This is a genomic window from Xanthobacter sp. NM-59 (assembly GCF_021401125.1).
Lineage (GTDB): Bacteria > Pseudomonadota > Alphaproteobacteria > Rhizobiales > Xanthobacteraceae > Xanthobacter.
This window is the reverse complement of sequence record NZ_JACBFQ010000001.1, coordinates 570,136-595,793: the sequence shown is the minus strand read 5'-3', so window position 1 is coordinate 595,793 and position 25,658 is coordinate 570,136. Positions and strand designations below refer to the sequence as shown.

Below are 25,658 nucleotides of genomic sequence, written 5' to 3'. Positions count from 1 at the left end.
CCGGCCAAATGCGTTCGCACCCTATAGAGGCTTCCCGGCGCGGCGGCAACGCGCACCCCTGCGTCAGGACCGGATTTGGTCGCTCGCGGGCCTCACGCTTTGTTGCGCGCGGCCTGTCGCGCCGTCTCGCCCTTGGCCGGCGCCTGCCAGGGCCAGCGGCCCTCAATCTCCACTTCCAGTGAGAAGGAGAGGAAAGTTCGGATGACCACGATGCCCGCGAGCACGGCGAGGCTTTCCAGGCTGGGCTCAATGGCCACGGTGGAGATGATGTCCGCCGCCACCAGCAGTTCCAGCCCCAGCAGGATGGCCATGCCCAGGGACGACCGGCAGGAACGGAAAGCCTCCGCGCTCGACCGGCCGCGAATAAGATCGCGCGCGAAGGCATAAGCGGCCATCAGGATGCCGAACACGATGACCACCGTGCCCGCCACCTCGATGCCGCGGGTGGTCCAGTGCAGCAGCCCGCTCAGAAGATGATCCATCGCCCCCCGCCCGTTTCCCGCCTTTCGGCCTTAGCCGCGCGGCACCGCCGAGATGATGACGTAGGCGGCCGAAAGGGGCCCCTCGTCCGTCAGGGTGAGGTGGATGCGCGGCTCGAACCCCTCCGGCACCATGGCCGCGAGACGGCGGGCGGCGCCGCCGGTCAGCTCCAGGGTGGGCTGGCCGGTGGGCAGGTTCACCACGCCCATGTCGCGCCAGAACACGCCCTGGCTGAGGCCCGTGCCCAGGGCCTTGGAGCAGGCTTCCTTGGCGGCGAAGCGCTTGGCATAGGTCTCCGCGCGCAGCTTGCGGGCGTCGGCCTTGGCGCGTTCCACCGGGGTGAAGACCCGCTCCAGGAAGCGTTCGCCATAGCGCTCGATGGACTTGGCGATGCGGCGGGCGTCCGTGAAGTCGGAGCCGATGCCGAGGATCATCATGCCGCCGCTCCGGTACCGGCGCGGGCCCGGCCGCGGGCAATGGCTTCCTTCATGCTGCCAATAGCGGCCCGAAGGCCCACGAACACCGCCTCGCCCACCAGGAAGTGGCCGATGTTCAGCTCCATGATCTCTGGCAGCGCTGCGAGGCGCTCGGCGGTGGCGAAATCGAGCCCATGGCCGCCATGGACCTCAAGCCCCAGCGTCTCGGCCTCCCGCGCGCCGATGGTCAGGCGCGCAAACTCGGACTCCGCTTCCGAAAAGCGGCCTTCCGCGATGGCGTCGCACCAGGCGCCGGTGTGCAGCTCCACGATATCCGCTTCCAGCGCCCGCGCGGCGGCGATCTGGGCCGGCTCGGCGGCGATGAAGAGCGACACGCGAATGCCCGCCTCCTTCAGCGCGGCGATGCGCGGGCGCAGCTCCTTTTCCTGGCCGGCGGCGTCGAGCCCACCCTCCGTGGTGCGCTCCTGGCGCTTTTCCGGAACCAGGCAGCAGGCGTGCGGGCCGATGCGGGTGGCTATGGCCACCATCTCCTCGGTACAGGCCATCTCGAAATTCAGCGGCAGGTCCACCTCCGCCTTCAGCCGCTCCATGTCGGCATCGCGGATGTGGCGGCGATCCTCGCGCAGATGGGCGGTGATGCCGTCGGCCCCGGCCGCCTTGGCCAGAAGCGCCGCGCGCACGGGATCCGGCAGCGCGCCGCCGCGCGCGTTGCGCAGGGTCGCCACATGATCCACGTTCACCCCAAGCCGCACCGGCGTTGCCCGTTCCATGGCTGTGCTCCTTGAAGAGAGGCCGTATCAGTCGTTCACGCGCTCGACGCTGGATACCACGTCGCGGGCCTTCAGGTCCGAGATGATGCCGTTGAGATGGCGCAGGTCGAACACCTCGATATCGATCACCATCTCCGTGAAGTCGGCCGAGCGCGAGCGCATCTGCAGGCCCTCGATATTACCGCCCCGGTCGCCGATGGAGCTCGCCACCTGGGCCAGCGAGCCCGGCTCGTTGCGCGCCGTCACGACGATGCGCGCGGGAAAGCGGCCATCGGAGAGCTCATCCACGTCCCAGCGCACGTCGAGCCAGCGCTCGGGCGCGTCCTCGAAGCTTTGCAGGGACTGGGACTGGATGGGATAGATGGTGATCCCTTCTCCGGGCGTGAGAATGCCGACGATCCGGTCCCCCGGCACGGCCCCGCCATTGGGGGCGAAGCGCACCGGCAGCTCGCCAGTGATACCGCGAATGGGGATGGCGTCGAGCCGCTCCTGCGATGCGCCTTCCGGGATCTTGAACTTGAGATTGTGCCCGCGCTTCAGCTCGAACCACCCTTCGGCGGTGGAGGTGCCGCCATTGGCGCGGTCCTCCGGGCGCGGCGGCACCCATTCGGGATAGGCGGCGCGGATGAGATCCTCCGTCTTGATCTCGCCCCGGCCCACGGCCGCGAACACATCCTCTGCCGCCGTCCGCGCCAGGCGCGGCACCGCGCGGCCGATAACCTCCTCAGAAAAGGACTTGCCGGCCTTGGCAAAGGCCCGCTCCGCGATCTTGCGGCCCAGCCCCGAATATTGTGCGCGCACGGCCGCGCGCGTTGCCCGCCGCACCGCCGCCCGCGCCTTGCCCGTCACGGCGATGGTTTCCCAGGCCCCCGGCGGCGTCTGCGCCTTGGAGGTGATGATTTCCACCTCGTCGCCGTTCTTCAGCTCCGACACCAGAGGCGCCACGGAACCGTTGATCTTGCAGCCCACCGCCGTGTTGCCGACATCGGTGTGCACGGCATAGGCGAAATCGATGGGGGTCGCCCGGCGCGGCAGGGCGATCAGCCGGCCCTTGGGGGTGAAGCAGAAGACCTGGTCGTGGAACAGCTCGAGCTTGGTGTGCTCCAGGAACTCCTCGGGCGAGAGGCCCTGCGAGAGGTTCTCGATGGTCTTGCGCAGCCAGGCATAGGCCCGCGTCTCGCTGGAGAGCATTACGCCCGGCGCGCCCGAGGGATCCTTGTACAGGGCGTGGGCCGCGATGCCGTATTCGGCGATTTCGTCCATGTCCTGCGTGCGGATCTGAAGTTCCACGCGCTGGCGGCGCGGCCCCACCACCGTGGTGTGCAGCGAGCGGTAATCGTTCGGCTTGGGGGTGGAGATGTAGTCCTTGAAGCGCCCGGGCACGATGGCCCACCGGGTGTGCACCACACCGAGCGCGCGATAGCAGTCCTCCAGGCTCCCCACGATCACGCGGAATCCGTAGAGGTCCGAGAGCTGCTCGAAACCGATGGCCTTGCGCTCCATCTTGCCCCAGATGGAAAAGGGCCGCTTCTCGCGCCCCTTCACCTCGGCCTGGATGCCGCGCTGCTCCAGCGCCTCGCGCAGATCGCGCTCGATCTCCTGCACCAGCGGCCCATTGTGCTGCCGCAGCTCGGAAACCCGGGTGGTGATGCTCTCGTACGCCTCCGGGGACAGCTGGCGGAAGGAGAGGTCCTCCAGCTCCTCGCGCATGTCCTGCATACCCATGCGGGCGGCCAGGGGTGCGTAGATGTCCAGGGTCTCCTGGGCCACGCGGTCGCGCTTTTCCGGCGGCACCCACTTCAGGGTGCGCATGTTGTGCAGCCGGTCCGCCAGCTTCACCAGCAGCACCCGCACATCGTCGGCGATGGCCAGCAGCAGCTTGCGCAGGTTTTCCGCCTGCTTGGCCTGCTTGGACACGAGGTCCAGTTTCTTGATCTTGGTGAGCCCCTCCACCAGCGTCGCGATCTGCGGCCCGAACAGGCGCTCGATCTCGGCCTTTGTGGCGTCGGTGTCCTCGATGGTGTCGTGAAGCAGCGCCGCCACGATGGTGGCGTCGTCCAGCTTCAGGTCCGTCAGGATGGCCGCGACTTCCAGCGGATGGGAGAAATAAGGATCGCCCGACGCACGCAGCTGACTGCCGTGCGCCTTCATGGCGTAAACATAGGCGCGATCGAGCAGCGCCTCGTCGGTGTTGGGATTATACCGTCGAACGCGCTCGACGAGTTCGTATTGGCGCATCATGGCCGGAACGGTCCGTCGCAGCACGGGCAGGGCAGATTCCGGCGGAACGCGGGCCACCCCTTCCTTATGAGTGAGGTACATATCGGACGGAAGCGGGACTTGCGCAAGGTGTTGGTTCTGCTTCTTTTCGGCGAAAATGCAGGGCGCGCGCACGCCGCTCCCGCCGCGCCGCATCGCTTGCATGCGAATAGTTCAGGGCTGGGGCCCCGCGGGCCTGCTGCCGTCAGGGCAGCAGCAGGGTGGAGCCGGTGGTCTTGCGCGATTCGAGGTCCTTGTGGGCCTTCTGCACGTCCTTCAGGGCGTAGGTCTGGTGCACGGGGATCTTCACCGCGCCATCGAGCACCACCTCGAACAGGTCGTTCACCGTCGCCAGCAGGTCGCTGCGCTTGGCGACGAAGGTGGCAAGCGTGGGGCGGGTGGCGAACAGGGAGCCCTTCTGCGACAACAGCAGCAGGTCGAAATTCTTGATGGCGCCGGAGGCATTGCCGAAGCTCACCCATAGGCCCAGCGGCTTCAGGCAATCGAGGGAGGCCGGGTAGGTCGCCTGCCCGACGCCGTCATAGACCACGTCGCACATCTTGCCGCCGGTGATCTCCTTCACCTTGTGAACGAAATCCTCCTCCCGATAGAGGATGACGTGGTCGCAGCCATGGGTGCGCGCCAGCTCCGCCTTTTCCTTCGAGCCTACGGTGCCGATGACCGTGGCGCCCAGGTGCTTCGCCCACTGGCACAGGATGAGGCCCACGCCGCCGGCCGCGGCCTGCACCAGGATGACGTCGCCGGGCTTCACCGGATGGGTGCGGCGCGCGAGATACTGGGCCGTCATGCCCTTCAGCATCATGGCGGCGGCGGTTCGGTCGTCGATGGAAGCCGGCAGGTGCACCAGCAGCGCGGCGGAAACGTTGCGCACCTCGCTATAGCCGCCGAGGCTCATGGCATAGGCCACCCGGTCGCCTTCGTGGAAACCGGACACGTCCGGCCCCACGGCCATGACGACACCCGCGCCCTCATTCCCCGGCACGAAGGGCATGGTGGGGGCCTTGTAGAGGCCGCTGCGGAAATAAACGTCGATGAAGTTGAGGCCGATGGCCGTCTGGCGGATCTGCACCTCGCCCGGGCCCGGCGGCGGCACGGTGACTTCCTCGTAGGTCAGCACGTCCGGCCCGCCCGTGTGATGCACCTGAACCGCGTGGACCATGACGCCTCCCCTTTTCCCAATCGCGAGCATTCCCCGGCCGGGATCATAGGGGCCGGCGCGCCGCCCGCAAGGGCCGTCCACAATCTGGCGCGGGCCCGTGCGAGGCTTCACATGAACACGCGCGCGCTTCGGCTATGATGGGTCAACAGACCGCGCCCCCGGATGGCTCCTCCTGAGCTAGGTTCGGAGCGCGAACCGAAGGTGCGCGCGGGGCCGGAGCTTTGCCCCATCTCATGGAATCGGGACCGCGCTCCGGGTATCGAGTTGACGCGTTTTCCATGCGCGGGCCGGCAGTGCCGTCCGTCGCCCGAAGGCGCCCTAAGGTGGAGGAGATCATGACGACGCAAGCCTCGGAGAGCCTGAGCGCGCCGCACCATGCGGACGATCTGCACGACGTGGTCGTGGTGGGCGGCGGGCCGGCCGGGCTCGTCATGGCCCTGGGGCTCGCGGCGCGGGGCGTCTCCACCGCCCTCGTCACCGGGCCGGACCGGGGCGTGGACCATCGCACCACGGCGCTGCTCGACGGTTCGGTGCGCATCCTCGAAAGCCTCGGCCTCTGGGAGGTGCTGGCGCCCAAGGCGACTCCGCTGCGCGACATGCGCATCGCCGACGCGACGCGACGCCTGTTCCGCGCGCCGGAGGTCACCTTCCGCTCGGCGGAGATCGGGCTCGACGCCTTCGGCTACAATGTCGAAAATGACCCGCTGCGCCTCACGCTCATGGAAGCGGCGCTGGCGCAGCCGCGGCTCCACATCGCGCGCACCAGCCTCACCGCCGTCACCGTGGGTGACGAGGCGGCCCGCCTGGAGCTGGCCGATGGCACGGTGCTGCGCGCCCGATTGGTGGTCGGCGCCGATGGGCGCGGCTCCACCGTGCGCGCGTCGGCGGGAATCGGCACTGTCACGCGGGCTTATCCGCAGGTGGCCTTCACGGCCATCGTGCGCCACACCCGCCCGCACGAGGAAATTTCCACCGAATTCCACACCGAGAGCGGTCCCTTCACCCTCGTGCCCCTGCCCGGCGAGCGCTCCAGCATCGTGTGCGTGGTGAGCGAGCGCGAGGCCCTGCGCCTGCTCGGCCTTTCTGACGAGGCACTCTCGCGCGAGCTGGAGGCCCGGGCCTCCTCCATCCTCGGCCGATTCGAGGTGGAGCCGGGCCGCGGCGCCTTCCCGCTTTCGGCCGAGACGGCGGAAAAGCTCACCGCCCCACGCATCGCGCTGATCGCGGAAGCCGCCCACATCATGCCGCCCATCGGCGCGCAGGGCCTGAATCTCGGCCTTCGCGACGTGGCGGAGCTGGTGTCCCTGGTGAGCGAGGCCGCCGCCAGCGGCCGCGACGTGGGCGGCCCCGAGCTGCTGGAGCGCTACGCCCGCGCGCGGCGCAGCGACATTGAGGGGCGCATGCGCGCGGTGGACGTGCTCAATCGCTCGCTGCTGTCGGACTTCGTTCCGATCCAGGGCATGCGGGGCTTCGGCCTCTATCTGCTCGACCGGGTGGGCCCGCTGCGGCGCACCGTGATGCGCCTGGGTGTCGGCAGCCGGGCGGCCTGAGGCGAATCGGCCGCCCTCGCGAATCGCCCCTCGGTCCCCTCCGTTCAGTGGAGAAGATCGAGGGGGATGATCTGCGCCTTCAGCAGGAACAGCATGGCGGTGACGCTGAACACCGAGAGCACGGTGCCCACCAGCACGGCCGTGGACGCCTCCTCCATATAGGTATGGTACTGCCGCGCCAGCACGAAGCAGTTGAGCGCCGGCGGCAGCGCCGCCATCAGCAGCAGCGTCTGGGCCCAGGCGGGCGGCCAGCTCTGCGACCAGGACTGGGCGAACACGCCCACCACCGAGAGGGACAGCAGGGCGATGGCCGGCTGGCCCACCAGCTTCAGCCCCAGCAGCGGCGCCAGCTCCACGGGCAGGCGACGCAGCGGCCGCAGGGCCACCGTCACCCCCAGGGTGAAGAGGGCACAGGGCGCCGCCGCGTTCTTCAGCGCATCCAGCAGCCGCGACAGGGCTTCTGGCTCCTGGAAATGGAACGCCGCCGCCAGCACGCCCAGCAGGGTCGCGATATTGAAGGGATGGGTGAGCACGCGCCGCGCGATGAGGGCGAAGGTGGCGCCCAGGCTCTCGCCACGCCCACGCGTCGCCATCAGCAACGGCACCAGCGTGAAGAACAGCAGGCTATCGCAGGCGAAGATGAGGGCCGCCGGCGTCGCCGCCCCCTGCCCCAGCGCCGCGATGCTGAGGCCGGGGCCCATATAGCCCACATTGGCATAGGCCCCGACCGTGGTGGCAATGGCGGCCTCCCCCACATTCCCGCGTCGGAACCACAGCCCGACGCCGAGGGCGATGGCCGAGGCCGTCGCCGTGGAGGCCACCACAGCCAGGATGAAGGCGGGGTTGGCCAGCTCCTCGAATGGCGTCTGCGCGACGATTCGATAGAAGAGGGCCGGCAGCGCGATGTAGATGATGAAAAAGGTGAGCCAGGCGAGCCCGGCTTCCGGCAGTTTCACCAGCTTTCCGCAGAAATAGCCAAGGAAGATGAGGCCAAAGAAGGGAAAGACGAGGCCGACGAGATCGCTCATGAACGAATTCTGGGCGCAGGGCCGCGGTCGGGACGCGACGAGGGCGGGCGCCCTCCCCTCCCTTCAGCAGGCGGATGGAGATCAGGCGGCGGCCCCGGCCCGGTTTCGCACCCGGCCGGAACGGACCACCCGTCTCCGACTAAAGACCAAGCGACCGCCTGACAAGCGGCTGTTTCAGGAGGCCGCCCGGTTCCGCTCCTCCTCGATCAGCTCTTTCTTGGAGAGCTTGCCCACCATGCTCTTCGGCAGGCTTTCGCGAATCTCCACCGCCTTGGGCATCTCGATCTTGGAGATCTGGGCGGACAGGAAGGAGAGCAGTTCCTCGGGCGTGGCGTTCATCCCCTCCCGCAGGGTCACGAAGGCCTTGGGCGCCTGGCCGCGATAGGCATCGGGAACGGCGATCGCGACCGCCTCCGACACCGCCGGGTGCAGATAGAGCGCCTCCTCGATCACCCGCGGATAGACATTGTAACCGCCGCACAGGATGACGTCCTTGATGCGATCCACCAGGAACAGGTAGCCGTCCTCGTCCAGATAGCCCACGTCGCCGGTGCGCAAGGCGCCGTCGAGGAAGGTATCGAGGGTCTCCATGGGCCGATTATAATAGCCGCGCATCACCTGCGGGCCGCGCACGCACACCTCGCCCTTCTCCCCCACGGCGCACAGGCGCTTGGGGTCCACCAGGTCGTGAATCTCGATCACCGTCTCAGGCAGGGCGGTGCCCACGGAGCCGTCCTTCACCAGCCCCAAAGGCGGGTTGGCGGTGAGCACGGGCGAGGTTTCGCTGAGGCCATAGCCTTCCACCAGCTTGCAGCCCGTCAGCCCCTCGAAGCGGTGGCGCACCTCCCCCGGCAGCGGCGCGCCGCCGGAAATGCACAAAGTGAGGGACGACAGATCGCGCTTCTCGATGGCCGGAAAGCCGTTGATCGCCGCGAAGATGGTGGGGACGCCGGGAAACATCGTGGGCTTGGCCTGCTCGATCACGTCGAGCACATCCGCGAGGTTGAAGCGCGGCACCAGGAGGATTTCGGCACCCAGGCAGATGGGAATCACCATCACCGTCTGCATGGCGAACACATGGAACAGGGGCAGCACCCCCAGCACGCGCTTCACCCCGATGCGCCGGCACTCAGCATGAATCATCACCTGCTGGGCATTGGCCGAGATGTTGGCATGGGTGAGCATGGCGCCCTTGGGGACGCCGGTGGTGCCGCCCGTATATTGCAGCACCGCAATGTCCTTGAGCGGATCGATGACCACCGGCTGCGGCCGGTCCCCATGTCCCACAAGGGCGCTGAAGGGCATGTGCAGACCGTCGGTGAGCTGGTATTCGGCCTGCTCGCTGCGCTTGAAGAGGGTGAACAACATGCCCTTGATCCAGGGCAGCACCCCCGCCATGGGGCACACGATGATGCGCCGCAGACCGGCTTCATGGGCCACGGCGACGATGCGGGAGTGAATCAGCTTCACATCCGGCACCACCATGATTGTGGTTCCCGAATCGCGGATCTGGTGGCGCAGCTCGCGCTCCACATAGAGCGGGCTGAAGTTCACGACCGTGCCGCCGGCCTTCATGACGGCAAAGAAGAAGATGACCGAATAGGGCGTGTTGGGCAGGCAGAGGCCCACCTTGGTTCCCGGCCCCACGCCTTCGGCCTGAAGGCCGGTGGCAACCTTATCCACCAGCGCGCCGAGTTGGGCATAGGTCCATTGCCGGCCGAAAAAGTTCAGCGCAGGCTGGCTGCCGTGTTCGGCGACGCTGGCATCCAGCAGATCGGGGACGGGTTTGGGGACGATGGGAGCGCTATTGGTTCGCTCGAGCATGGGCGTTCTCCCGCAGGCAGCGCGCCGAGGCCGTTTGCCGGCTCTTCAGGCGCCAGGCTGCCGCATGTCTTTCAGTTCGCCGTGGGGGAGCCCTGGCATTGGCCGGGGCTCCCCGCAATCAGGTTCGGTCGCGATTGCGCCGAGATGGGGGCGCAGGCCTACTTGGTGATCAACGCCGCCGGCTGGGTCGCCTCGCCAAACTTGTAGCGCACGCCCAGGGAAACGATGTCCACGTAGCCGTCGTTCACCTCGCCAATCAGCACCCCGCGCAGCGCATTGCCCGCCTCGTAGGGATACTGCTCGATCGGGCTGTTCTGCCCGAAGATGTGGCTATAGGCGAAGTCCATGGAAAGCTGCTGGGTCACCGCATAGGTGAAACCGGCCGAGAGCCACAGGCGGTTGGTGTCGGGCAGCCGCGGCGAGCGCGTCTCGTCAGGAACCGGCGTCAGCTCGTAGCCGATGCCCGCGCGCAGAGCGAGCTTGGGATCCCACTGATATTCGACGCCGCCGGAGAAGAACCAGCCATCCTTCCACTGCAGGTCGAGGACGCTGGCGACGCTGGTAGGCGTGCGCACCACCAGATCGGTCATGGTGGACCAGTCCGTCCACTCCACGGTGCCGAGCACCGTCCATTGCGGTGCCACCTGCGAGCGCAGGGAGGCGGTGATCTGCCCCGGCAGCGTCAGCCCCGCATTGGCGATGTAACTGGCAAGCTGCGCCTGCACCAGATAGACGCCCAGCGTGCCCGCCAGGTCGTGGTCCATGGACGACTTGTAGCCGACGCCGATGGTGGTTCCCGCCCACGGGGTGAGCAGCACGCCGACGCTGAAACCAACGCCGAGATCGTCGCCATCCACCTGGCCATAGAGATTATTGGTCGGCGGGGTGAGGCCCGCGAAGACGGCATTGCTCAGCCGCGCATCGATGTAATTGACGCTGACGCCCGCGCCCACCGTCAGCCACTCATTGACCTTGTAGGCCACGGTGCCCTGAACGTTCATGTCGAAGATGCGGCTGTAGCAGCCGTAATAGCGGCCGGACCAGTCGCAGGGGGCGTCCGAGATCAGGCCGAAGGGCACCGTCACGCCAAGGCCGATGGCGAAGTTTTCCGAGCCGTAGGTGATGAAGGTGGTGGGCAGAAGGGCGTCATCGATGATGTCGCCGACCCCAACATTGCCGAGATTGCCGCCGGTGATCGGGGCGCGGGCCTGCGTCACGTCGACGGAGGCGTGCGGCATGATGTAGGTGAAGTTGCCCTCAAAGTTCAGGCCCGGCGAAAAGCTGGTCGCGGCCGGATTCCAGAACATGGAGGCGAGGCCTTCGCCGCCCGCGGCAGTGCCGGCGAAAGCCGAGCCCTGGAAATAGGCGCTCTGCTCGCGAAGCCCGAAGCCGCCCGCCTGTGCGGCCCCGGTGGCCAGCAGGGTGGCGAAAAGAGGCAGCGCGACGCTCCCGGCACGACTGACCATGGCGGTGGATCTGGACATGGGTCCCCCTTGCTCGGCGCTCCCCCGGGTCGGCGTTTCCCGGTGGCGCTTTCGATGTGGCGTTTCCTGGGGCACGGCGCGCTGCGGCGCACTATAGGTTTTTATGGTGCCCTATACGTCATCCAGCATGCCTAAACGCACAGCTGCGTCAACTGGGATTGTCGCCTTCCGGCCCTCACCACTAAAAATATACCCATGCGTTGCAGGAACAGCACGATGGAATGCTCCAGAAGTCCGGTTTCCTGTCAGAATAAATCAATACCATGATAGATTTTTGCCACTGCGCGCGGCGCATTTGAAGAGCTGCCGCCGCTTGTTTGAAGAGCTGCCGCCGCTTGCGTTTTCCCACTGGTGCTGAAAACCCTTCGCCACACGGCACGCGCGGCCATTGCTGCTTTGCAGCACCGAAAACCCCAAGCAGGGGACTTGCGCCGAAGGTCAAAGCATGTATCGTCAGGGCGACTAGGTGACGTATAGGTGAACTTGTGGCAGCGACAGGCAAACGCAACACCGGTGCCGGTTTGACGGACACCTTCTTCACGGTGACCGAGCTGGCGCGCGACCTTGCCGTCACGCCGCGCACCATTCGCTTCTATGAGGACAAGGGCCTCATCACGCCCCGCCGGGCGGGCACCATGCGCGTCTACACCAAGCGCGACCGGGCCCGGATGGTGCTGATCCTGCGCGGCAAGCGGCTGGGCTTTTCGCTGCGCGACATCAAGGACTATCTCGACCTTTACGACATGGACCCCACCCAGTCCGAGCAGATGCGCATGCTGCTGAAGAAGGTGGAGACCCGGCTGGAGATGCTGGAGGACCAGCGCCTGGCGCTGGAGGAAACCATCGTCGAGCTCAAGGAAATTCAGGAACAGACCCTCGCCGGCCTCGCCACGTCCAGCGGCGAGAGCAAGGCCGCCGGCTGAGCCCGGTTGCGGCGAGACAGTCTCCGGCCCGCGCGGAAAATGCACGCGGGCCCAATGGGTTCAAGCGGCCTGCGCCATGCCGGGCCGTGTGAAAGCCGGAATTGGCGGAACCAAGAACAGACCCGCGGCGTCGCCTCATGCGGGCAATATCTATCAGGCAGGAGCGCTCATGCAGAACGTCGTGATTGCGGGCTATGCCCGCTCGCCCTTCACGCTGGCCAAGAAAGGCGACCTTGCGCGCCTGCGGCCGGATGACCTCGCCGCCCAGGTGGTGGCTGAGCTTATCGCCCGCACCAAGGTGAAGGTGGAAGACATTGAAGACCTGATCGTTGGCTGCGCCTTCCCCGAGGCCGAGCAGGGCTTCAACATCGCCCGCCTCATCGGCATGATCGCCGGCCTGCCACAGTCCGTGGCCGGCACGACGGTGAACCGCTTCTGCGGTTCGTCCATGCAGTCGGTGCACATGGCCGCCGGGCAGATCCAGCTCGGCGCTGGCGACGCCTTCATCTGCGCCGGCATCGAAAGCATGAGCCGCGTGCCCATGACCGGCTTCAACCCCATGCCGAATCCGGCGCTCTACGCCAGGATGCCCTCCGCCTACATGGGCATGGGCGAGACCGCCGAGAACGTCGCCAACAAGTGGCAGATCACCCGCGCCGATCAGGATGCCTTCGCCCTGAAGAGCCAGGAAAAGGCCACCCGCGCCGAGGCCGCCGGCCACTTCAAGGCCGAGATCGTGCCCGTTCATGTGAACGGCAAGGTCAACAAGACCGTGGACACTGACGGCTGCATCCGCCGCGATGCGACGCTCGAAGCCCTCGCCGGCCTGAAGCCCGCCTTTGACGAGAACGGCACCGTCACCGCCGGCACCTCCTCTCCCCTCACCGATGGCGCGTCCGCGGTGCTGGTGTGCTCGGAGAGCTATGCGGAGAAGAACGGTCTTGAGCCGCTCGCTCGCCTGAAGAGCGTGGCGGTCGCCGGCTGCGCGCCGGAGATCATGGGCATCGGCCCGGTGGCCGCCACCCGCAAAGCGCTGACGCGGGCCGGCATCACCATCTCCGACATCAATGTGGTCGAGCTCAACGAGGCGTTCGCCTCCCAGGCTATCGCCTGCCAGCGGGAGCTGGGCATTGCGGATGAGACGCTGAACCTGGATGGCGGCGCCATCGCGCTCGGCCACCCGCTGGGCGCCACCGGCGCGCGCATCGTGGGCAAGGCGGCCGCGCTCTTGAAGCGCGAGGGCGGCAAATATGCCCTCGCCACCCAGTGCATCGGCGGCGGCCAGGGCATCGCCACCATCCTCGAGCGCGTCTGAGGGAGGCGCGCATGAACACGACCACACCGTCGTTTGAAATCAAGAAGGTCGCCGTCATCGGCGCCGGCGTCATGGGCGCGGGCATCGCGGCCCATGTGGCCAATGCGGGCATCGAGGTGCTGCTGCTCGACATCGTTCCCGAGGGCGCGGCCGACCGCAACATGGTCGCGCAAAAGGCCATCGACAAGCTGCTGAAGGCGGACCCCGCCGCCTTCATGTCCAAGCGGGCGGCCAAGCTCGTCACCCCCGGCAATATCGAGGACAATCTCGCCGATCTTTCCACATGCGACTGGATCGTCGAGGCCGTCATCGAGCGGCTCGACATCAAGCAGGCGCTCTATGCGAAGATCGAGGCCGCGCGCCGGCCCGGCTCGGCGGTGTCGTCCAACACCTCCACCATCCCGCTGGGTGATCTCACGGCAGGCCTGCCGGAGAGCTTCCAGCGCGACTTCCTCATCACCCACTTCTTCAATCCCCCGCGCTACATGCGCCTGTTGGAGATCGTGGCCGGACCGCAGACGAACCCCGAGACGGTGGCGGCGGTCGCGCGCTTCGCGGATGTGAAGCTCGGCAAGACGGTGGTGACCTGCAAGGACACGCCCGGCTTCATCGCCAACCGCCTCGGCACCTATTGGCTGCAGCTCGCGGTGGGCGAGGCGTTCGCCCTCGGCCTCAAGGTGGAAGAGGCGGATGCGGTGATGGGGCGGCCCTTCGGCTTCCCCAAGACCGGCGTGTTCGGCCTGATCGACTTGGTGGGGCTCGATCTCATGCCCCACGTCCAGGGCTCGCTGAAGCGGGCGCTGCCGGCCTCCGACCCCTTCCACGCCACGTTGCGCGACGAGCCTCTGATCTCGAAGATGATCGAGACCGGCTATACGGGCCGCAAGGGCAAGGGCGGCTTCTATCGTCTCAATCGCGAAAACGGGCAGAAGCTGAAGGAAGCCATCGACCTGGCCTCGGGAGAATACCGCGCGCAGGTGAAGGCGCAGGTGCCGGAGCTGGAGGATGGCGGCGGCAAGGATCTCGCCGCTCTCATGTCCGCCCCCGGCCCGGCGGGGCGCTATGCCCGCGCCGTGATGGCCCGCACTTTGGCCTATGCCGCGCGCCTGGTGCCGGAAGCCGCCGACGATATCGTGGCGGTCGATGACGCCATGCGCCTCGGCTACAATTGGAAACTTGGCCCCTTCGAGCTGATCGACAAGATCGGTGCTGCCCGTCTCGTCGAGATGCTGGCGGCCGATGGCGTGGAGGTTCCGGCTCTCCTGAAGCTGGCGTCGGAGCGGCCCTTTTATCGTGTGGAGAACGGTGCGCGCCAATATCTCGGCACCGATGGCGCCTATCGCGACATCGTGCGGCCCGAAGGCGTGCTGCTGCTCTCCGACATCAAGCTGAAGTCGCAGCCCCTTCTCAAGAATGGCTCCGCCTCTCTGTGGGATATCGGCGACGGCGTGGTGTGCCTGGAGTTCACCTCCAAGAGCAATTCCCTCGATGAGGGGATCATCACCTTGCTCTCAAAGGCCTTGAAGCTGGTGAAGGAGAAGTACAAGGCTCTCGTTATCTATAATGAGGGCTCGAACTTCTCCGTGGGCGCCAATCTGGGCCTTGCCCTGTTCGCCTGCAATATCGGCGCTTTCGGCGAGGTGGAAAAGCTGGTCGCCACCGGCCAGAAGGCCTACCAGGACATGAAATACGCCCCCTTCCCCGTGGTGGCGGCCCCCTCGGGGCTGGCGCTGGGCGGCGGGTGCGAGATCCTGCTGCATGCCGATGCGGTGCAGGCCCATGCAGAAAGCTATATCGGGCTTGTGGAATGCGGCGTGGGCGTGCTGCCCGCCTGGGGCGGCTGCACCGCCATGCTGGAGCGCTGGCAGAGCGACAAGACCTTCCCCAAGGGGCCCATGCCCGCGCCCTCCAAGGTGTTCGAGACGGTGTCCACGGCGACGGTGGCAAAGTCCGCCGCCGAGGCAAAGGAACTGAAGTTCCTGCGCGAAAGCGACGGCATCACCATGAACCGCGATCGCCTCCTGGCCGATGCCAAGGCCCGCGCGCTGGCACTGGTGGAAGGCTATGTGCCGCCCAAGCCCATCGAGCTCACTCTGCCCGGCCCGTCCGGCAAGGTGGCCATGGAAATGGCGGTGGAAGGCTTCGCCAAGCGCGGCCTTGCCACCCGGCACGACCAGGTGGTGTCGTCCACCTTGGCCGAGGTGCTCACGGGCGGCGATGCCGACCATATCGAGCCGGTGAGCACGGCCCGCCTGCTGGAACTGGAGCGGGAGGGCTTCATGAAGCTCATCCGCACCAACGCCACCCTGGACCGCATCGAGCACATCCTCGAAACCGGCAAGCCACTGCGGAACTGAAGCCCGCCGCCAAACTCCCTCTCCCGCTCGCGGGGGAGGGCTGGGGAGAGGGAACCCCTTTCCGCAACAGGAACATAAGGGTGGCGCGGGCACGATGCCCCCACCCTGCCCTCTCCCGCAAGCGGGAGAAGGTTCGGCGCGCCAAGCCATTCAACGCGCCGCACACCCTAAGAACGATCGGGAGCCAAACGCCATGCAGGTCTATACCCCGCCGCTCCGCGACATGCGCTTCGTGCTGCACGAGCTGCACGGCAGCGACGAGCTGCAAAACCTCGATGGACTGGAAGAGGTCACCCCCGACCTCATCGACGCTGTGCTGGACGAAGCCGCCAAGCTCGTCACCGAAGTGCTCGCGCCCCTGAACCAGAGCGCGGACCTGGAAGGCTGCACCTATGAGAATGGTGTGGTCCGCACCCCCAAGGGCTTCAAGGAAGCCTACGCCACCTTCATCGAAGGTGGCTGGAACGGCATCGCCTGCGATCCGAAATATGGCGGCCAGGGCCTGCCGGCCTCGGTGAACAAGCTGGTGGAGGAGATGCTGTGCTCGGGCAACCTTGCCTTCGGCATCTGCCCGGGCCTCACCCACGGCGCCTATGAAGCGCTGATCCATCACGCCTCCGATGAGCTGAAGGACCGCTTTTTGCCGAACATGGTGGCGGGCACCTGGTCCGGCTCCATGTGCCTCACCGAGCCCCAATGCGGCACTGATCTCGGCCTCGTGCGCACCAAGGCGGTGCCGCAGGCGGATGGCAGCTACAAGATCACCGGCAACAAGATCTTCATCTCCGCCGGCGAGCAGGACCTGACCGAGAACATCATCCACCTTGTGCTCGCGCGCCTGCCGGACGCGCCCAAGGGCATCAAGGGCATTTCCTTGTTCCTGGTGCCGAAATTCCTGCCCAAGGAAGATGGCACCTTGGGCCCGCGCAACGGCGTCCTGTGCACCGGCATCGAGCACAAGATGGGCATTCATGGCTCGTCCACCTGCCAGATGTCTTTCGAGGAGGCCACAGGCTGGCTGGTGGGCGAGCCCCACAAGGGCATGCGCGCCATGTTCTCCATGATGAACTCGGAGCGCCTGTCGGTGGGCACCCAGGGCCTCGGCCTGGGCGAGGCCGCCTATCAGGCCGCCGTGGTCTATGCCAAGGAGCGCCTGCAGGGTCGCTCCCTCACCGGCGCGAAGCATCCCGACAAGCCGGCCGACCCCATCATCGTGCACCCGGACGTGCGCCGCACCCTCATGACCATGCGGGCCTACAATGAAGGCTGCCGGGCGCTGGGCGGCTGGGTGGCGCGCACGCTCGACATCATGGAGCACGCCACCGACCCGGAGGAGCGCCGCCGCGCCGAGGATTTCACGGCGCTGATGACGCCCATCGTGAAGGCGCTGTTCACGGATATGGGCTTCGCCACAGCCTCCATGGGCATGCAGGTCTATGGCGGGCACGGCTATATCCGCGACCATGGCATGGAGCAGTATGTGCGCGATGCGCGCATCGCCATGATCTATGAGGGCACCAACGGCGTTCAGGCCCTCGACCTCGTCGGCCGCAAGCTGCCGGCGCATATGGGGCGCTATCTGCGCTCCTTCTTCCACCCGGTGCTCGCCTTCATCGACGCCAAGATGGACGACGACAATCTGGCGCCCCTCGTCGGCCCGCTGGGCAAGGCCTTCGGCGCGCTCCAGCTCGCCACGGCCCACATCGCCGAAAAGGGCCTGAAGGATCCGGAGGAGGCCGGCGCCGCGGCCACCGAATATCTGCGCCTCTTCGGCCTGGTGGCCCTGGGATACATGTGGGCGCGGATGGCGGAAGTGGCGTTTGAGAAGCGGCCGACCGCCAATGGCGATGCCGCCTTCTATGATGCCAAGATCGCCACGGCGCGCTTCTACATGGAGAAGCTGCTTCCCGAAGTGGCGGCCCTGTGGGGCTCCATCAAGGCCGGCAAGGCCGCGACGATGGGGCTTGAGGAAGCCATGTTCTGAAACCGGTGGCCGGCTGCGGCCGGCCATTGCCGATCCTTCCACACTCCTCCGCCCCGATCCCGCCGGGGCGGCTTTTTTGTGAGGTGACCGCCATGGCAGACGTTTCCGCCCTCATCGAATCCATGCGCGAGCGCGCCGACGCCCTCGCAGAGCTGGGCTACAAGGTGCGCTTCGACCTGACCGACAAGAACGAATCCCTGCTGCTCGACGCCACCGGCGGCGCCGTCTCCCTTGAGGAGGGCACCGGCGAGGCCGACGCGGTTCTGAAGCTGTCGTCCGATACCCTGGACAAGCTGGTGGCCGGGCGCCTCGGCGCCATGCTGGCCTTCTCGACGGGACGGCTGAAGGTGGAAGGCTCGCGCGGCGTTGCGCTGAAGCTGGCGAGCCTGCTCGGCGACGAGTGATCACCCGCCGGCGCGAAACCGGCACGCTCCGGCCGCAAAAAGCGGAGCAACCCCCACCCATCCTTTCCGCCGGCGCAACGCGCCGGCGGAAAGGGCTCAATTCTCGGCACCTCTCACGGCCGAAGCCGCCTTTTCCTGTTCCGGCGCCGGGTCTGTCGCCGGCGCCACGCGGGCGTCCCGGCCCAGCAAGGCCAGGATGGTCTCGCGAATGATGGGGCTCTGCATGATGCGGCCGGCCCCGCTGCGGGACAGGTGGTTGCTGTCGCTGAAGAAGAAATGCGCGTCATCGGCGGCGTGACAGCTCTTTTCATCGCAGAACAGGCCGGCCAGCTCCACCACCTCGGTGCCCGGCACCTCCCGCGCCACCTTCTGCAGCTCCGCGGTGTTGGCGCCGCTGATCCTCGTCACCACATCAAGCCCTTCCACCAGGCAATGGGAGGAGTCGCCCCCGAAATGCTCGGCACGCACGGTGCAGGCCGCCGGACCGATGGGGAATTCCGGCGCCTGCGCCACCAGGAGCACATTGGAACCCGCCCTGCGGATCGCCTCCACCGTGCGCCGCAACGCCACGGGGAACGCGGCGCGGCTGCCGTCGCCCGTCGGCAGGCGGGCTTCCGGCAGGTCCGGCATGGTCAAGGCCAGGGTCGGCGCGGCATAGGTCGTCCACAGCGCCCAGCGGCCCACCAGCACCACGAGCTTCGGTGGGTGTTTCTCGATCTCTTCGATCACCGCCGTGTTGAAGATCGCGCAGTCGGTGCCCCATTTGGTCTCGCGCGGGGTCGAGATGCCGATCAGGGGCGGGCACCCGCGCAGCGCCAGCAGCCGCGTACCAACGCCTTCGCGCGCCAGGAGAGCGGAGAAGCCGGAGAAGCTGGCGGAAGCGTGGGAATCTCCCCACACGAGTACGTCATAGGTGCCCTCCGCCCCCGGGGGCGAGATCGTGCACCCATCCGACCCCGTTCCGAAGTCAGCGCTTGGAACGCAGACGTCCTTGAACATGGACACGCGCATGGCGGCGTCGGCAATTTTGCCCAAGGGGGAAATGGGCCAGAGGAACCCTTCCCTGTTGGTCAGGAACTGCGCGCAGCCAATGAAGAGCAGGATACCGACGGCGGCCGCCCCGAAGTGGGCGACGCGCAGCCCCTTGAACCAGTTGGCCCGGCGGGCGGGCATTTCCACGTAACGCAATGACAGGGCGGCCAGGACCACAGCCGCTGAGATGAGGACAAGCGCCAGGATCGCTGTCGGCCGACGGTCCCGATAGGCATAGGCCAGCGCCAGCAGCGGCCAATGCCAAAGATACAGCGAATAGGAAATCCGCCCGACATAAACCATGCCCGAATGGCTCAACAGCCGTGCGACCGGCCCAGCAGGAGCATGACGGCCGGAATAGATGAGCAGCACCGCGCCGAGAACCGGCGGCAGCGCGGCCACGCCGGGAAAGGGCGTGTCGCGGGTGTAGGCGAAGATCGGCAGCAGCAGCGCCGCCAGCCCGACGAGCCCCAGGCCCATTGCGATCCGGGTCCGCAGGGCCGGCAGCGGCGCCAGCGCCAGGAGCGAGCCCGCAAGCAGCTCCCAGGCCCGCGATGACAGCAGGAAAAAGGCGCGGCGCGGCGCCTCCTGCAGCTCCATCTGGGCGAGCACCAGAGAGCCGAGGGCGACAAGGAGCAGCCCACCAACCGCCAGGCGTCGACCGCCGATGCGCATCAGGGCGAACAGCACGAGCGGAAAGATGATGTAGAATTGCTCTTCCACCGCCAGCGACCAAAGATGCAGCAGCGGCAGGGCTTCAGCAGCAGGCGCAAAGTAGGACTGCTGGTGCATGAAATAAACATTGGCGAAGAAGAGAACCGACGGAATGAGCGACTCGCCCAGGTCGCTCATCTGCTTCGGCAGCAGGATGAAGACCGAAAGCACCACCGTGGCGAGCAGCACAACAAAGAGCGCCGGCAGGATTCTGCGGATGCGGCGGTCATAAAAGTCGATGAGGGAAAAGCGACCACGCTCAATGTCGCCCACCATGATCGACGTGATCAGAAAACCGGAGATGACGAAGAAAACATCGACGCCCACGAAGCCGCCGCGGAACGGCGAAAAGCCTCCATGGAACAACACGACGCTCCCGACAGCGATGGCCCGCAACCCATCGATGTCGGGCCTGTAGGCCAGACTCATCATCGCCCCCTGATCGTGCGCGCCCCCTTCGGGACGCGTACCGCCGCAGAGATGATTAGACCAGCCAAACAGATGCCGCAAATGCCGGCTGCAGGCCGTGGTTGCAGCCGGCGCCCTGGCCCCTCAAAAAGCCTTGTAGGTGATGATGGTGTATGTGTCCTTGATCCCGGGAATGACCTGCACCTTCTGGTTCACGAACTGCCCGATATCGGTGCCCGGCTCCACGTAGAACTTGACGAGGAGATCGAAGTCTCCGGCCGTGGAATAGATCTCGGATGCGATCTCGGCATCCGCAATGGCGTCGGCCACCTCATAGGACTTGCCGAGCTGACATTTGATCTGCACAAAAAACGGGATCACGGTGCACTCCGCTCAAGAACACGGAGCCCGCCCGAAGGCGAGCCCCTCATTCCTTCTAGCCGGGCAGCGCCGCCGCCCCGCCGAAGGCGCCAAGGTGGACAAAACCGGGGCCTGGCGCAAGGGTGGCGCCGAGGCCGCGACCGCATCATGCCCGGTTTCGCTGCGCCCCCGGAATGCGCCAGCCATCTGCCCGTTTCACGGAATCGCCGCGATGCTCTAGCTTGTTGCGCAGATGGGTTTTCCGCATGCGAACCTGTCGCCTTCGCCCCGGAACGCTCCAGGCCGGCTTCAGCGCCTGCTGGTCCCGCTCATCCCGCTTTGTGAGGTTGCCTTGTCCCATCGCGCGCCGCCCATCGCCCTCACCATTGCCGGGTCCGATTCCAGCGGCGGGGCCGGCATCCAGGCGGATCTCAAGACGTTCTCGGCCCTCGGCGTTTACGGGGCCAGCGTCATCACCGCCCTCACCGCGCAGAACACCCGTGGCGTCACCGGCATTCATGATGTGCCTGACGATTTCATCGGCGCGCAGATGGATGCCGTGTTCAGCGACCTTGCGGTGAAGGCGGTGAAGATCGGAATGCTCTCGCGTCCCGGCACCATCAGGGCCGTGGCCGCCGGGCTCGATCGTCATCATGCCCACCCGGTGGTGCTGGATCCCGTGATGGTCGCCGCGTCGGGCGCGAAGCTGCTTGGGGACGATGCGGTTGAGAGCCTGATCCAGGAGCTTCTGCCCCGCGCCGACCTCATCACCCCCAACCTGCCCGAAGCCGCGGCCCTGCTCGGCACTGCTGCCGCCGAGAGCGAAGCGCAGATGCACGAACAGGCCGAGCGCCTGATGGCCCTGGGCGCGAAGGCGGTGCTCATGAAGGGTGGCCATGCCAGCGGCGCGGAAAGCGTGGATCTGCTGGTGACGGCCGCGCACATGGCCCGCTTCACCTCTCCGCGCCATCACACGCGAAACACCCACGGCACCGGCTGCACCCTGTCGTCGGCCATCGCCGCGCGGCTGGCCCTGGGGGATGATCTTGCCGCAGCCGTGGGGGCGGCGAAGACCTACATCACTGGCGCCATCGCCGCGGCCGACCGCCTGCAGATAGGCTCCGGCCATGGTCCGGTGCACCACTTCTTCGCCCTCTGGCCCGATTGAGCAGGCCTCTTTGTCAGGCGCGGAATCCACGGTATCGTCCGGAACAGCGAACGTGCGTTCGGATGAAAGGATTTCACGCCATGGCAGTGAAGGAGCGGGGGGCCTCCCCCCTCGAATCGGGCGCGCAGGCGATTACCGGCCAGCTGGGCAAGACCATCCAGAGGCTGCGCAAGGCCTACAATCTCTCGCTCTCCGATTTGGCGGAACAGTCCGGCGTGGCCAAGTCCATCATCAGCCAGATTGAGCGCAACGAAACGAATCCCACCCTGGCCACGGTCTGGCGCCTTTCACAGGCGCTCGACATGTCGGTGGAGCGGGTGCTCGCCTCCTCGGACGAGACCCCCATCGTCGAGAAGCTGACGCGGGCGGACACCCCCATTCTCTTGTCCGAGGACGGGCTGTGCCGGCTCTCCATCATCGGCTGGATCAAGACCGTGGAGTGGCTGCAATATTACGATTTCCACGCCGAACCTGGAGGCGAGCTGGATTCCGATGGGCACCAGCGCGGTTCCATCGAATGTCTCACCGTTATGTCCGGGGCGTTGGAAGTGGATGTGGGCGGGGTGGTGGAGAGCGTGAAGGAGGGCGAGACCGTGCGGTATCGCTGCGACCGCCGCCACATCATCCGCAATCGCGGGACAGTGCCGGCGCACGCCTTCATGGTCTGCCTGCTGAAGGCCGCCGTTCTGGACTGAGGCGGCGAACGGGCGCGGTCCTGAGTGCGCCATACGCCTTCCGGCAAGGCGGATGACGCTTGGCTCGGTCACGCCCTACAGCAGGCCGAGCTGCTGCAGCTCGCGCCGCATGTCCTCCGGCATGGCCATGGCGCCGTCGCCATCCACGGAGGCGAGGTCCCGTGGCGCCTCGTTGTCCTTCAGGTAGCGCCAGCCCTGGAACGGCCGGGCTGGCCGCGGGCGCACCGGAACGACCTCCTCATCGAGCACCAGCGCGCAGCGGCGCACGCCGTCCACATCCATGAACGGCCGCACGTCGAGCAGGCGCTGGCGGGCGGCCACGTCGCCCCGAATGACCCAATAGAGCGAGCCGCCATCCCGCAGTTCGTCGACCCGCGTGGGCACCATGCGCGTCACGTGCACCTGCTCGAAGGGCACGCCCGCGCGCGCGGCGTCCGCCCGCCGGTCGGCGATCCAGTTTCGCAGGTCCTCGATGGACGTGGCGCCAACACACAGCTTGATGAGATGAAGAGGCATGGCACGCTTATAGCCCATCGCCGCCCGCTCCGGGGCCTCGACGCGCAGGGCTGCCCCTTCATTGGGGCGGATCGGGCACGATGGGCTCAGGCGCGGTATTCGCGGGCCGAGGTGTGGGCCGTGGCACGGCGGGCTGAACGCGCGTGACGGAGGGAATCGCGGGCCGGGCGGGCGGAAGCGGCGCCGCTGCGGTCGGCGCTGGGGGCTCCGCAGGGGCGGCATGTGGCGCGTCGACACTCTCGGTCGCGACCGGTGGCGCGGCTGGTTCCGGTGTCGATGGAGCTTCGCGCGCTGGCGGGGACGGCTCGGCGGCCGGGGTCGTCCGGGGCATGCTTTCCACCGGTGTGGCGGACGTGGGCGCGGTCCACTTCGCCTGATGAGCGGCGTAAAGCGTTTCGAACCGGCGGCCGCTCACATTGGCCGCGGCCTGCGAGCCCTCGCCGAGCATCCGTGCTGGCATGCACTGATCGTCGGGGCAGGAGAAATCCTCTCGCAGCACCACGGCCACAAGGCCGAACGGGTCGCGGGCCAAAGGCTGGCGCCAGGTTTCCAGCAGGGCTGCCAGATCCGCCGAGGGCGCCCGCCGCAACAGGTCCTCGCCATCCTTCAGCAGCATCAGGCGCGCGCGCACCAGGGCGCGGGCCGCCGCCACACTCTGCGGGCGGGCGAACACCACCTCCTCGCAGCTCGCGGCCATCTCGGCCAGGGCATCGATGCAGGCCAGGCCGCTGGCCGCCAGAGCGCCGTCAAGCGCGGTCGCGCGCGCGGAAATGCCCTGCTCTTCGGCCTGCAGGGCCTGTTCGTCCAGCTTTCGTTCGTAAAGGAGAATGAGCGCATAGGCCACGACGAGCAGGCCGATCAGGCCCAACACCAGTACGGGCACGCGCAGGCTGTCGGAACGCAGCAGCAAAACGAACACCGCGACCGCCACCGCCAGGGCGGCCCCCAGCACCAGCCAGCCCGGCACGGAGCCGGCGCCACCAGCGGCAAGGGTGAGGGCGTTCATCGCGTCGGCCTCCGGCTCCGCCTCCTTCTGGCCTCAAGGGCAGGAGGCGTCTCCATCATGGCCCGCATGTCGCTTCAGGGCAACGCGGGAAGAACCACCGATGCGACAAGAAAACAAAACGGATGAGATGCGCCGGGCACCGTTACGGTACCCTGGCGCGGGGATCCGTCGCCGGGAAAGCGCGCGTCAGTTCGCGAGCGCAACGGCAGGCTCAAACCCACCGAAGAGATAGACGACGGTAACACCCAAGAGAAACGCGGTCAGCGCCACGCGCGCCGTACCCCAGCAGGAGCGAGTTCCAGACAGGTGCATGATTGGTCTGATGAGATCCCTGTTTTCGGTGCCCTCTCCAGCCGGAGAAGTCACCGCGATGTCATGGGCTTTAGGATTTTCTCAACCTTGAAACAAGAGGTGACGCGTCGCCTCTCGCCATGCCGCAATGCCACCGCAATCACCCCGAAATCGCCACAATGCCGCGACGCAGCGAGTAACATTATGTTTCAACGGACATTTTCGCCGCTGCGCAGCTGCGGGGCCCCGTCGAGCGGGGGCCTTCTTTTTTTTTGTTTTTCCCCTACCAAGAGGCCATGACTCGCGACTCGTCCCCCCCGACATCCGACGAATCCCGCGCTCCGCGGGGTTTCGACCCAGAGGCTGTTGAGCGCACCATCCTCGATCTGGCGGCCGGTTGCGGCCCGGATCGCACCCTTGCGCCGGCCGATGTGGCCCTTGCCATCGCCCCCGGCGAGCACTGGCAAAGGGCCCTGCCCCAGGTGCGGCGCAGCGCCGTGGCGCTGGCGCTGGCGGGCCGCCTGCTCATCTATCGCAAGGGCAAGGTGATCGATCCGGCGGAGCTGCGCGGCGTCTACCGCCTGGGCCTGCCCCGCAACGATTGAGCTTGAGCCGGGAAGCGACGGCTTAAGGCCCGGGAAACAGGGTGTGCGTCTTGCCGCCGAGATAGTATGCGACAAGACCCACCCACTCCTTGGCGCCCACGTCGGTGAAATCAAGGCCGCTGGCGGCGCGGGAGAATGGCGCGTTCAGCGCGTTCGGCCCCACGGTGCGGAAATCCACCGGATAGGCCTCCACGGGAAAGTCCACCGCGCGAAAGCACCCCATGGCGCGCGGCATGTGGAATGCGCTGGTTACCAGCAGCCACCGCTCGCCGGGCTGCGGCTTCAACAGCGACTTGGCGAAGGCGGCATTCTCAGCCGTGTTGCGGGACTTCTCCTCAAACTCCACGCGGGCGGGGTCGATGCCCAGAACGCCAAGGCTGCGGCGCATCATCTCCGCTTCCCGCCCCTCCCCCTCCGGCATCAAGGCGCCGCTGCCACCGATGAAGGCGAGCCGCGCCTGCGGAAAGCGCCGCGCCAGATCCGCAAAGGCCAGCACCCGCTCACCGGCCTCGGAAAATGCCGGCTGGCCGCGCGCGAGACCGATCTCCGGCAATTCCGCGCCACCCAAAAGCAGAATTCCGGTAATGGGCTTTCCATCGTCGTGGAACTGCGGAAAACGCTCCTCCAGCGGGGAGAGAATGTGGTTCGCCACCGGTGAGAAGCCGAACACCAAAAGCCCGGCAACGCTCGCCAGCAGCAGGCCCCAGCCCGCGCGGCGCAGGCCGAGAAGCAGCGCCAGGACCGCCACAACCAGAAGGATCACCAGCGCATTGGAGGGCGCGGCCACAAACCACGCCATCTTCGACACAGTGAAGAACGAATCCATGCGCCCGCCCCTTTCAGCGTTTCCGCCAGGAAACACTCCAGC

At 66.9% G+C, this 25,658-nt stretch carries 22 protein-coding genes; 9 read left to right on the top strand and 13 right to left on the bottom strand.

From position 1 onward, the window contains the following. Positions 1-92 precede the first annotated feature (92 nt). The 5 genes from L0966_RS02795 to L0966_RS02775 form a co-directional block, all read right to left on the bottom strand. On the bottom strand, positions 93-482 hold the full coding sequence (locus tag L0966_RS02795) for a DUF1622 domain-containing protein (RefSeq protein ID WP_234050316.1): 390 nt from the start codon (positions 480-482) through the stop codon (positions 93-95). 30 nt (positions 483-512) lie between these two features. Next, entirely contained in the window at positions 513-914 is a 402-nt protein-coding gene (acpS, locus tag L0966_RS02790; RefSeq protein WP_234050810.1) for a holo-ACP synthase, read from the bottom strand. Continuing rightward, positions 914-1,687 carry a pyridoxine 5'-phosphate synthase gene (locus L0966_RS02785; protein ID WP_234050315.1) on the bottom strand — a complete coding sequence of 258 codons (774 nt, stop codon included), beginning with the start codon at positions 1,685-1,687 and terminating at the stop codon, positions 914-916. Before L0966_RS02785 ends, acpS begins: the two co-directional genes overlap by 1 nt. 27 nt (positions 1,688-1,714) lie before the next feature. Next, positions 1,715-3,928 carry a bifunctional (p)ppGpp synthetase/guanosine-3',5'-bis(diphosphate) 3'-pyrophosphohydrolase gene (locus tag L0966_RS02780; protein WP_234050314.1) on the bottom strand — a complete coding sequence of 738 codons (2,214 nt, stop codon included), beginning with the start codon at positions 3,926-3,928 and terminating at the stop codon, positions 1,715-1,717. A 223-nt stretch (positions 3,929-4,151) separates the two neighbouring features. Further along, positions 4,152-5,126 carry a quinone oxidoreductase gene (locus tag L0966_RS02775; protein WP_234050313.1) on the bottom strand — a complete coding sequence of 325 codons (975 nt, stop codon included), beginning with the start codon at positions 5,124-5,126 and terminating at the stop codon, positions 4,152-4,154. 335 nt (positions 5,127-5,461) lie between these two features. Between L0966_RS02775 and L0966_RS02770 the strand changes: the two genes are divergently transcribed. Then, on the top strand, positions 5,462-6,676 hold the full coding sequence (locus L0966_RS02770) for a UbiH/UbiF family hydroxylase (protein ID WP_234050312.1): 1,215 nt from the start codon (positions 5,462-5,464) through the stop codon (positions 6,674-6,676). 44 nt (positions 6,677-6,720) lie between these two features. Here L0966_RS02770 and L0966_RS02765 read toward each other — a convergent pair whose 3' ends face one another. From L0966_RS02765 to L0966_RS02755, 3 genes are all read right to left on the bottom strand, one after another. Then, positions 6,721-7,704 carry an AEC family transporter gene (locus tag L0966_RS02765; protein ID WP_234050311.1) on the bottom strand — a complete coding sequence of 328 codons (984 nt, stop codon included), beginning with the start codon at positions 7,702-7,704 and terminating at the stop codon, positions 6,721-6,723. Between the two features lie 174 nt (positions 7,705-7,878). Continuing rightward, the gene (locus L0966_RS02760; protein WP_234050310.1) at positions 7,879-9,528 is read right to left on the bottom strand and encodes a long-chain fatty acid--CoA ligase; all 1,650 of its coding nucleotides are present in this window, start codon (positions 9,526-9,528) and stop codon (positions 7,879-7,881) included. Positions 9,529-9,686: 158 nt separating this feature from the next. After that, positions 9,687-11,012 (bottom strand): OmpP1/FadL family transporter, encoded by a 1,326-nt coding sequence (locus L0966_RS02755; protein WP_234050309.1) that lies wholly within the window; start codon positions 11,010-11,012, stop codon positions 9,687-9,689. Positions 11,013-11,497: 485 nt separating this feature from the next. Between L0966_RS02755 and L0966_RS02750 the strand changes: the two genes are divergently transcribed. The 5 genes from L0966_RS02750 to L0966_RS02730 all read left to right on the top strand — a co-directional run bounded on the left by L0966_RS02750 (position 11,498) and on the right by L0966_RS02730 (position 17,995). Further along, positions 11,498-11,935: a MerR family DNA-binding transcriptional regulator gene (locus tag L0966_RS02750; protein WP_234050308.1), complete on the top strand. Its 438-nt coding sequence runs from the start codon at positions 11,498-11,500 to the stop codon at positions 11,933-11,935. A gap of 169 nt (positions 11,936-12,104) precedes the next feature. Beyond that, the gene (locus L0966_RS02745; RefSeq protein WP_234050307.1) at positions 12,105-13,250 is read left to right on the top strand and encodes a thiolase family protein; all 1,146 of its coding nucleotides are present in this window, start codon (positions 12,105-12,107) and stop codon (positions 13,248-13,250) included. 11 nt (positions 13,251-13,261) lie between these two features. Continuing rightward, on the top strand, positions 13,262-15,607 hold the full coding sequence (locus L0966_RS02740; RefSeq protein ID WP_234050306.1) for a 3-hydroxyacyl-CoA dehydrogenase/enoyl-CoA hydratase family protein: 2,346 nt from the start codon (positions 13,262-13,264) through the stop codon (positions 15,605-15,607). 193 nt (positions 15,608-15,800) lie between these two features. Beyond that, positions 15,801-17,591 carry an acyl-CoA dehydrogenase C-terminal domain-containing protein gene (locus L0966_RS02735; RefSeq protein WP_234050305.1) on the top strand — a complete coding sequence of 597 codons (1,791 nt, stop codon included), beginning with the start codon at positions 15,801-15,803 and terminating at the stop codon, positions 17,589-17,591. Positions 17,592-17,683: 92 nt separating this feature from the next. Continuing rightward, positions 17,684-17,995, top strand: coding sequence for an SCP2 sterol-binding domain-containing protein (locus tag L0966_RS02730; protein ID WP_234050304.1), 312 nt, complete (start codon positions 17,684-17,686; stop codon positions 17,993-17,995). 96 nt (positions 17,996-18,091) lie between these two features. On the opposite strand, the gene L0966_RS02725 is transcribed toward L0966_RS02730, so the two are convergent. Together L0966_RS02725 and L0966_RS02720 are read right to left on the bottom strand one after the other, a co-directional pair. After that, positions 18,092-20,173, bottom strand: coding sequence for an acyltransferase family protein (locus L0966_RS02725; RefSeq protein ID WP_234050303.1), 2,082 nt, complete (start codon positions 20,171-20,173; stop codon positions 18,092-18,094). A 120-nt stretch (positions 20,174-20,293) separates the two neighbouring features. Continuing rightward, on the bottom strand, positions 20,294-20,530 hold the full coding sequence (locus L0966_RS02720; RefSeq protein ID WP_234050302.1) for an Lrp/AsnC ligand binding domain-containing protein: 237 nt from the start codon (positions 20,528-20,530) through the stop codon (positions 20,294-20,296). A gap of 331 nt (positions 20,531-20,861) precedes the next feature. Between L0966_RS02720 and thiD the strand changes: the two genes are divergently transcribed. Together thiD and L0966_RS02710 are read left to right on the top strand one after the other, a co-directional pair. Beyond that, positions 20,862-21,677 carry a bifunctional hydroxymethylpyrimidine kinase/phosphomethylpyrimidine kinase gene (gene thiD, locus L0966_RS02715; RefSeq protein ID WP_234050301.1) on the top strand — a complete coding sequence of 272 codons (816 nt, stop codon included), beginning with the start codon at positions 20,862-20,864 and terminating at the stop codon, positions 21,675-21,677. 80 nt (positions 21,678-21,757) lie between these two features. Further along, complete coding sequence (locus L0966_RS02710; protein ID WP_234050300.1) at positions 21,758-22,372, top strand: helix-turn-helix domain-containing protein; 615 nt, start codon at positions 21,758-21,760, stop codon at positions 22,370-22,372. 75 nt (positions 22,373-22,447) lie between these two features. Here L0966_RS02710 and L0966_RS02705 read toward each other — a convergent pair whose 3' ends face one another. Both L0966_RS02705 and L0966_RS02700 read right to left on the bottom strand, forming a co-directional pair. Beyond that, a complete protein-coding gene (locus tag L0966_RS02705) occupies positions 22,448-22,888 on the bottom strand; it encodes a DUF1489 family protein (RefSeq protein WP_234050809.1) in 441 nt (146 codons plus the stop codon). Between the two features lie 58 nt (positions 22,889-22,946). Then, positions 22,947-23,894, bottom strand: coding sequence for a hypothetical protein (locus L0966_RS02700; protein WP_234050299.1), 948 nt, complete (start codon positions 23,892-23,894; stop codon positions 22,947-22,949). A gap of 587 nt (positions 23,895-24,481) precedes the next feature. Between L0966_RS02700 and L0966_RS02695 the strand changes: the two genes are divergently transcribed. Continuing rightward, positions 24,482-24,790, top strand: a complete 309-nt coding sequence (locus tag L0966_RS02695) for a DUF3253 domain-containing protein (protein ID WP_234050298.1) — start codon at positions 24,482-24,484, stop codon at positions 24,788-24,790. 22 nt (positions 24,791-24,812) lie between these two features. On the opposite strand, the gene L0966_RS02690 is transcribed toward L0966_RS02695, so the two are convergent. Further along, complete coding sequence (locus L0966_RS02690; RefSeq protein ID WP_234050297.1) at positions 24,813-25,616, bottom strand: YdcF family protein; 804 nt, start codon at positions 25,614-25,616, stop codon at positions 24,813-24,815. Between the last annotated feature and the right edge of the window lie 42 nt (positions 25,617-25,658).

What these genes read in the sequence shown, in the direction of transcription:
- L0966_RS02795 (WP_234050316.1), bottom strand. Translation starts at nt 482, where the DNA reads ATGGATCATCTTCTGAGCGGGCTGCTGCACTGGACCACCCGCGGCATC.
- acpS (WP_234050810.1), bottom strand. Translation starts at nt 914, where the DNA reads ATGATCCTCGGCATCGGCTCCGACTTCACGGACGCCCGCCGCATCGCC.
- L0966_RS02785 (WP_234050315.1), bottom strand. Translation starts at nt 1,687, where the DNA reads ATGGAACGGGCAACGCCGGTGCGGCTTGGGGTGAACGTGGATCATGTG.
- L0966_RS02780 (WP_234050314.1), bottom strand. Translation starts at nt 3,928, where the DNA reads ATGATGCGCCAATACGAACTCGTCGAGCGCGTTCGACGGTATAATCCC.
- L0966_RS02775 (WP_234050313.1), bottom strand. Translation starts at nt 5,126, where the DNA reads ATGGTCCACGCGGTTCAGGTGCATCACACGGGCGGGCCGGACGTGCTG.
- L0966_RS02770 (WP_234050312.1), top strand. Translation starts at nt 5,462, where the DNA reads ATGACGACGCAAGCCTCGGAGAGCCTGAGCGCGCCGCACCATGCGGAC.
- L0966_RS02765 (WP_234050311.1), bottom strand. Translation starts at nt 7,704, where the DNA reads ATGAGCGATCTCGTCGGCCTCGTCTTTCCCTTCTTTGGCCTCATCTTC.
- L0966_RS02760 (WP_234050310.1), bottom strand. Translation starts at nt 9,528, where the DNA reads ATGCTCGAGCGAACCAATAGCGCTCCCATCGTCCCCAAACCCGTCCCC.
- L0966_RS02755 (WP_234050309.1), bottom strand. Translation starts at nt 11,012, where the DNA reads ATGTCCAGATCCACCGCCATGGTCAGTCGTGCCGGGAGCGTCGCGCTG.
- L0966_RS02745 (WP_234050307.1), top strand. Translation starts at nt 12,105, where the DNA reads ATGCAGAACGTCGTGATTGCGGGCTATGCCCGCTCGCCCTTCACGCTG.
- L0966_RS02740 (WP_234050306.1), top strand. Translation starts at nt 13,262, where the DNA reads ATGAACACGACCACACCGTCGTTTGAAATCAAGAAGGTCGCCGTCATC.
- L0966_RS02735 (WP_234050305.1), top strand. Translation starts at nt 15,801, where the DNA reads ATGCAGGTCTATACCCCGCCGCTCCGCGACATGCGCTTCGTGCTGCAC.
- L0966_RS02730 (WP_234050304.1), top strand. Translation starts at nt 17,684, where the DNA reads ATGGCAGACGTTTCCGCCCTCATCGAATCCATGCGCGAGCGCGCCGAC.
- L0966_RS02725 (WP_234050303.1), bottom strand. Translation starts at nt 20,173, where the DNA reads ATGATGAGTCTGGCCTACAGGCCCGACATCGATGGGTTGCGGGCCATC.
- L0966_RS02710 (WP_234050300.1), top strand. Translation starts at nt 21,758, where the DNA reads ATGGCAGTGAAGGAGCGGGGGGCCTCCCCCCTCGAATCGGGCGCGCAG.
- L0966_RS02705 (WP_234050809.1), bottom strand. Translation starts at nt 22,888, where the DNA reads ATGCCTCTTCATCTCATCAAGCTGTGTGTTGGCGCCACGTCCATCGAG.
- L0966_RS02700 (WP_234050299.1), bottom strand. Translation starts at nt 23,894, where the DNA reads ATGAACGCCCTCACCCTTGCCGCTGGTGGCGCCGGCTCCGTGCCGGGC.
- L0966_RS02695 (WP_234050298.1), top strand. Translation starts at nt 24,482, where the DNA reads ATGACTCGCGACTCGTCCCCCCCGACATCCGACGAATCCCGCGCTCCG.
- L0966_RS02690 (WP_234050297.1), bottom strand. Translation starts at nt 25,616, where the DNA reads ATGGATTCGTTCTTCACTGTGTCGAAGATGGCGTGGTTTGTGGCCGCG.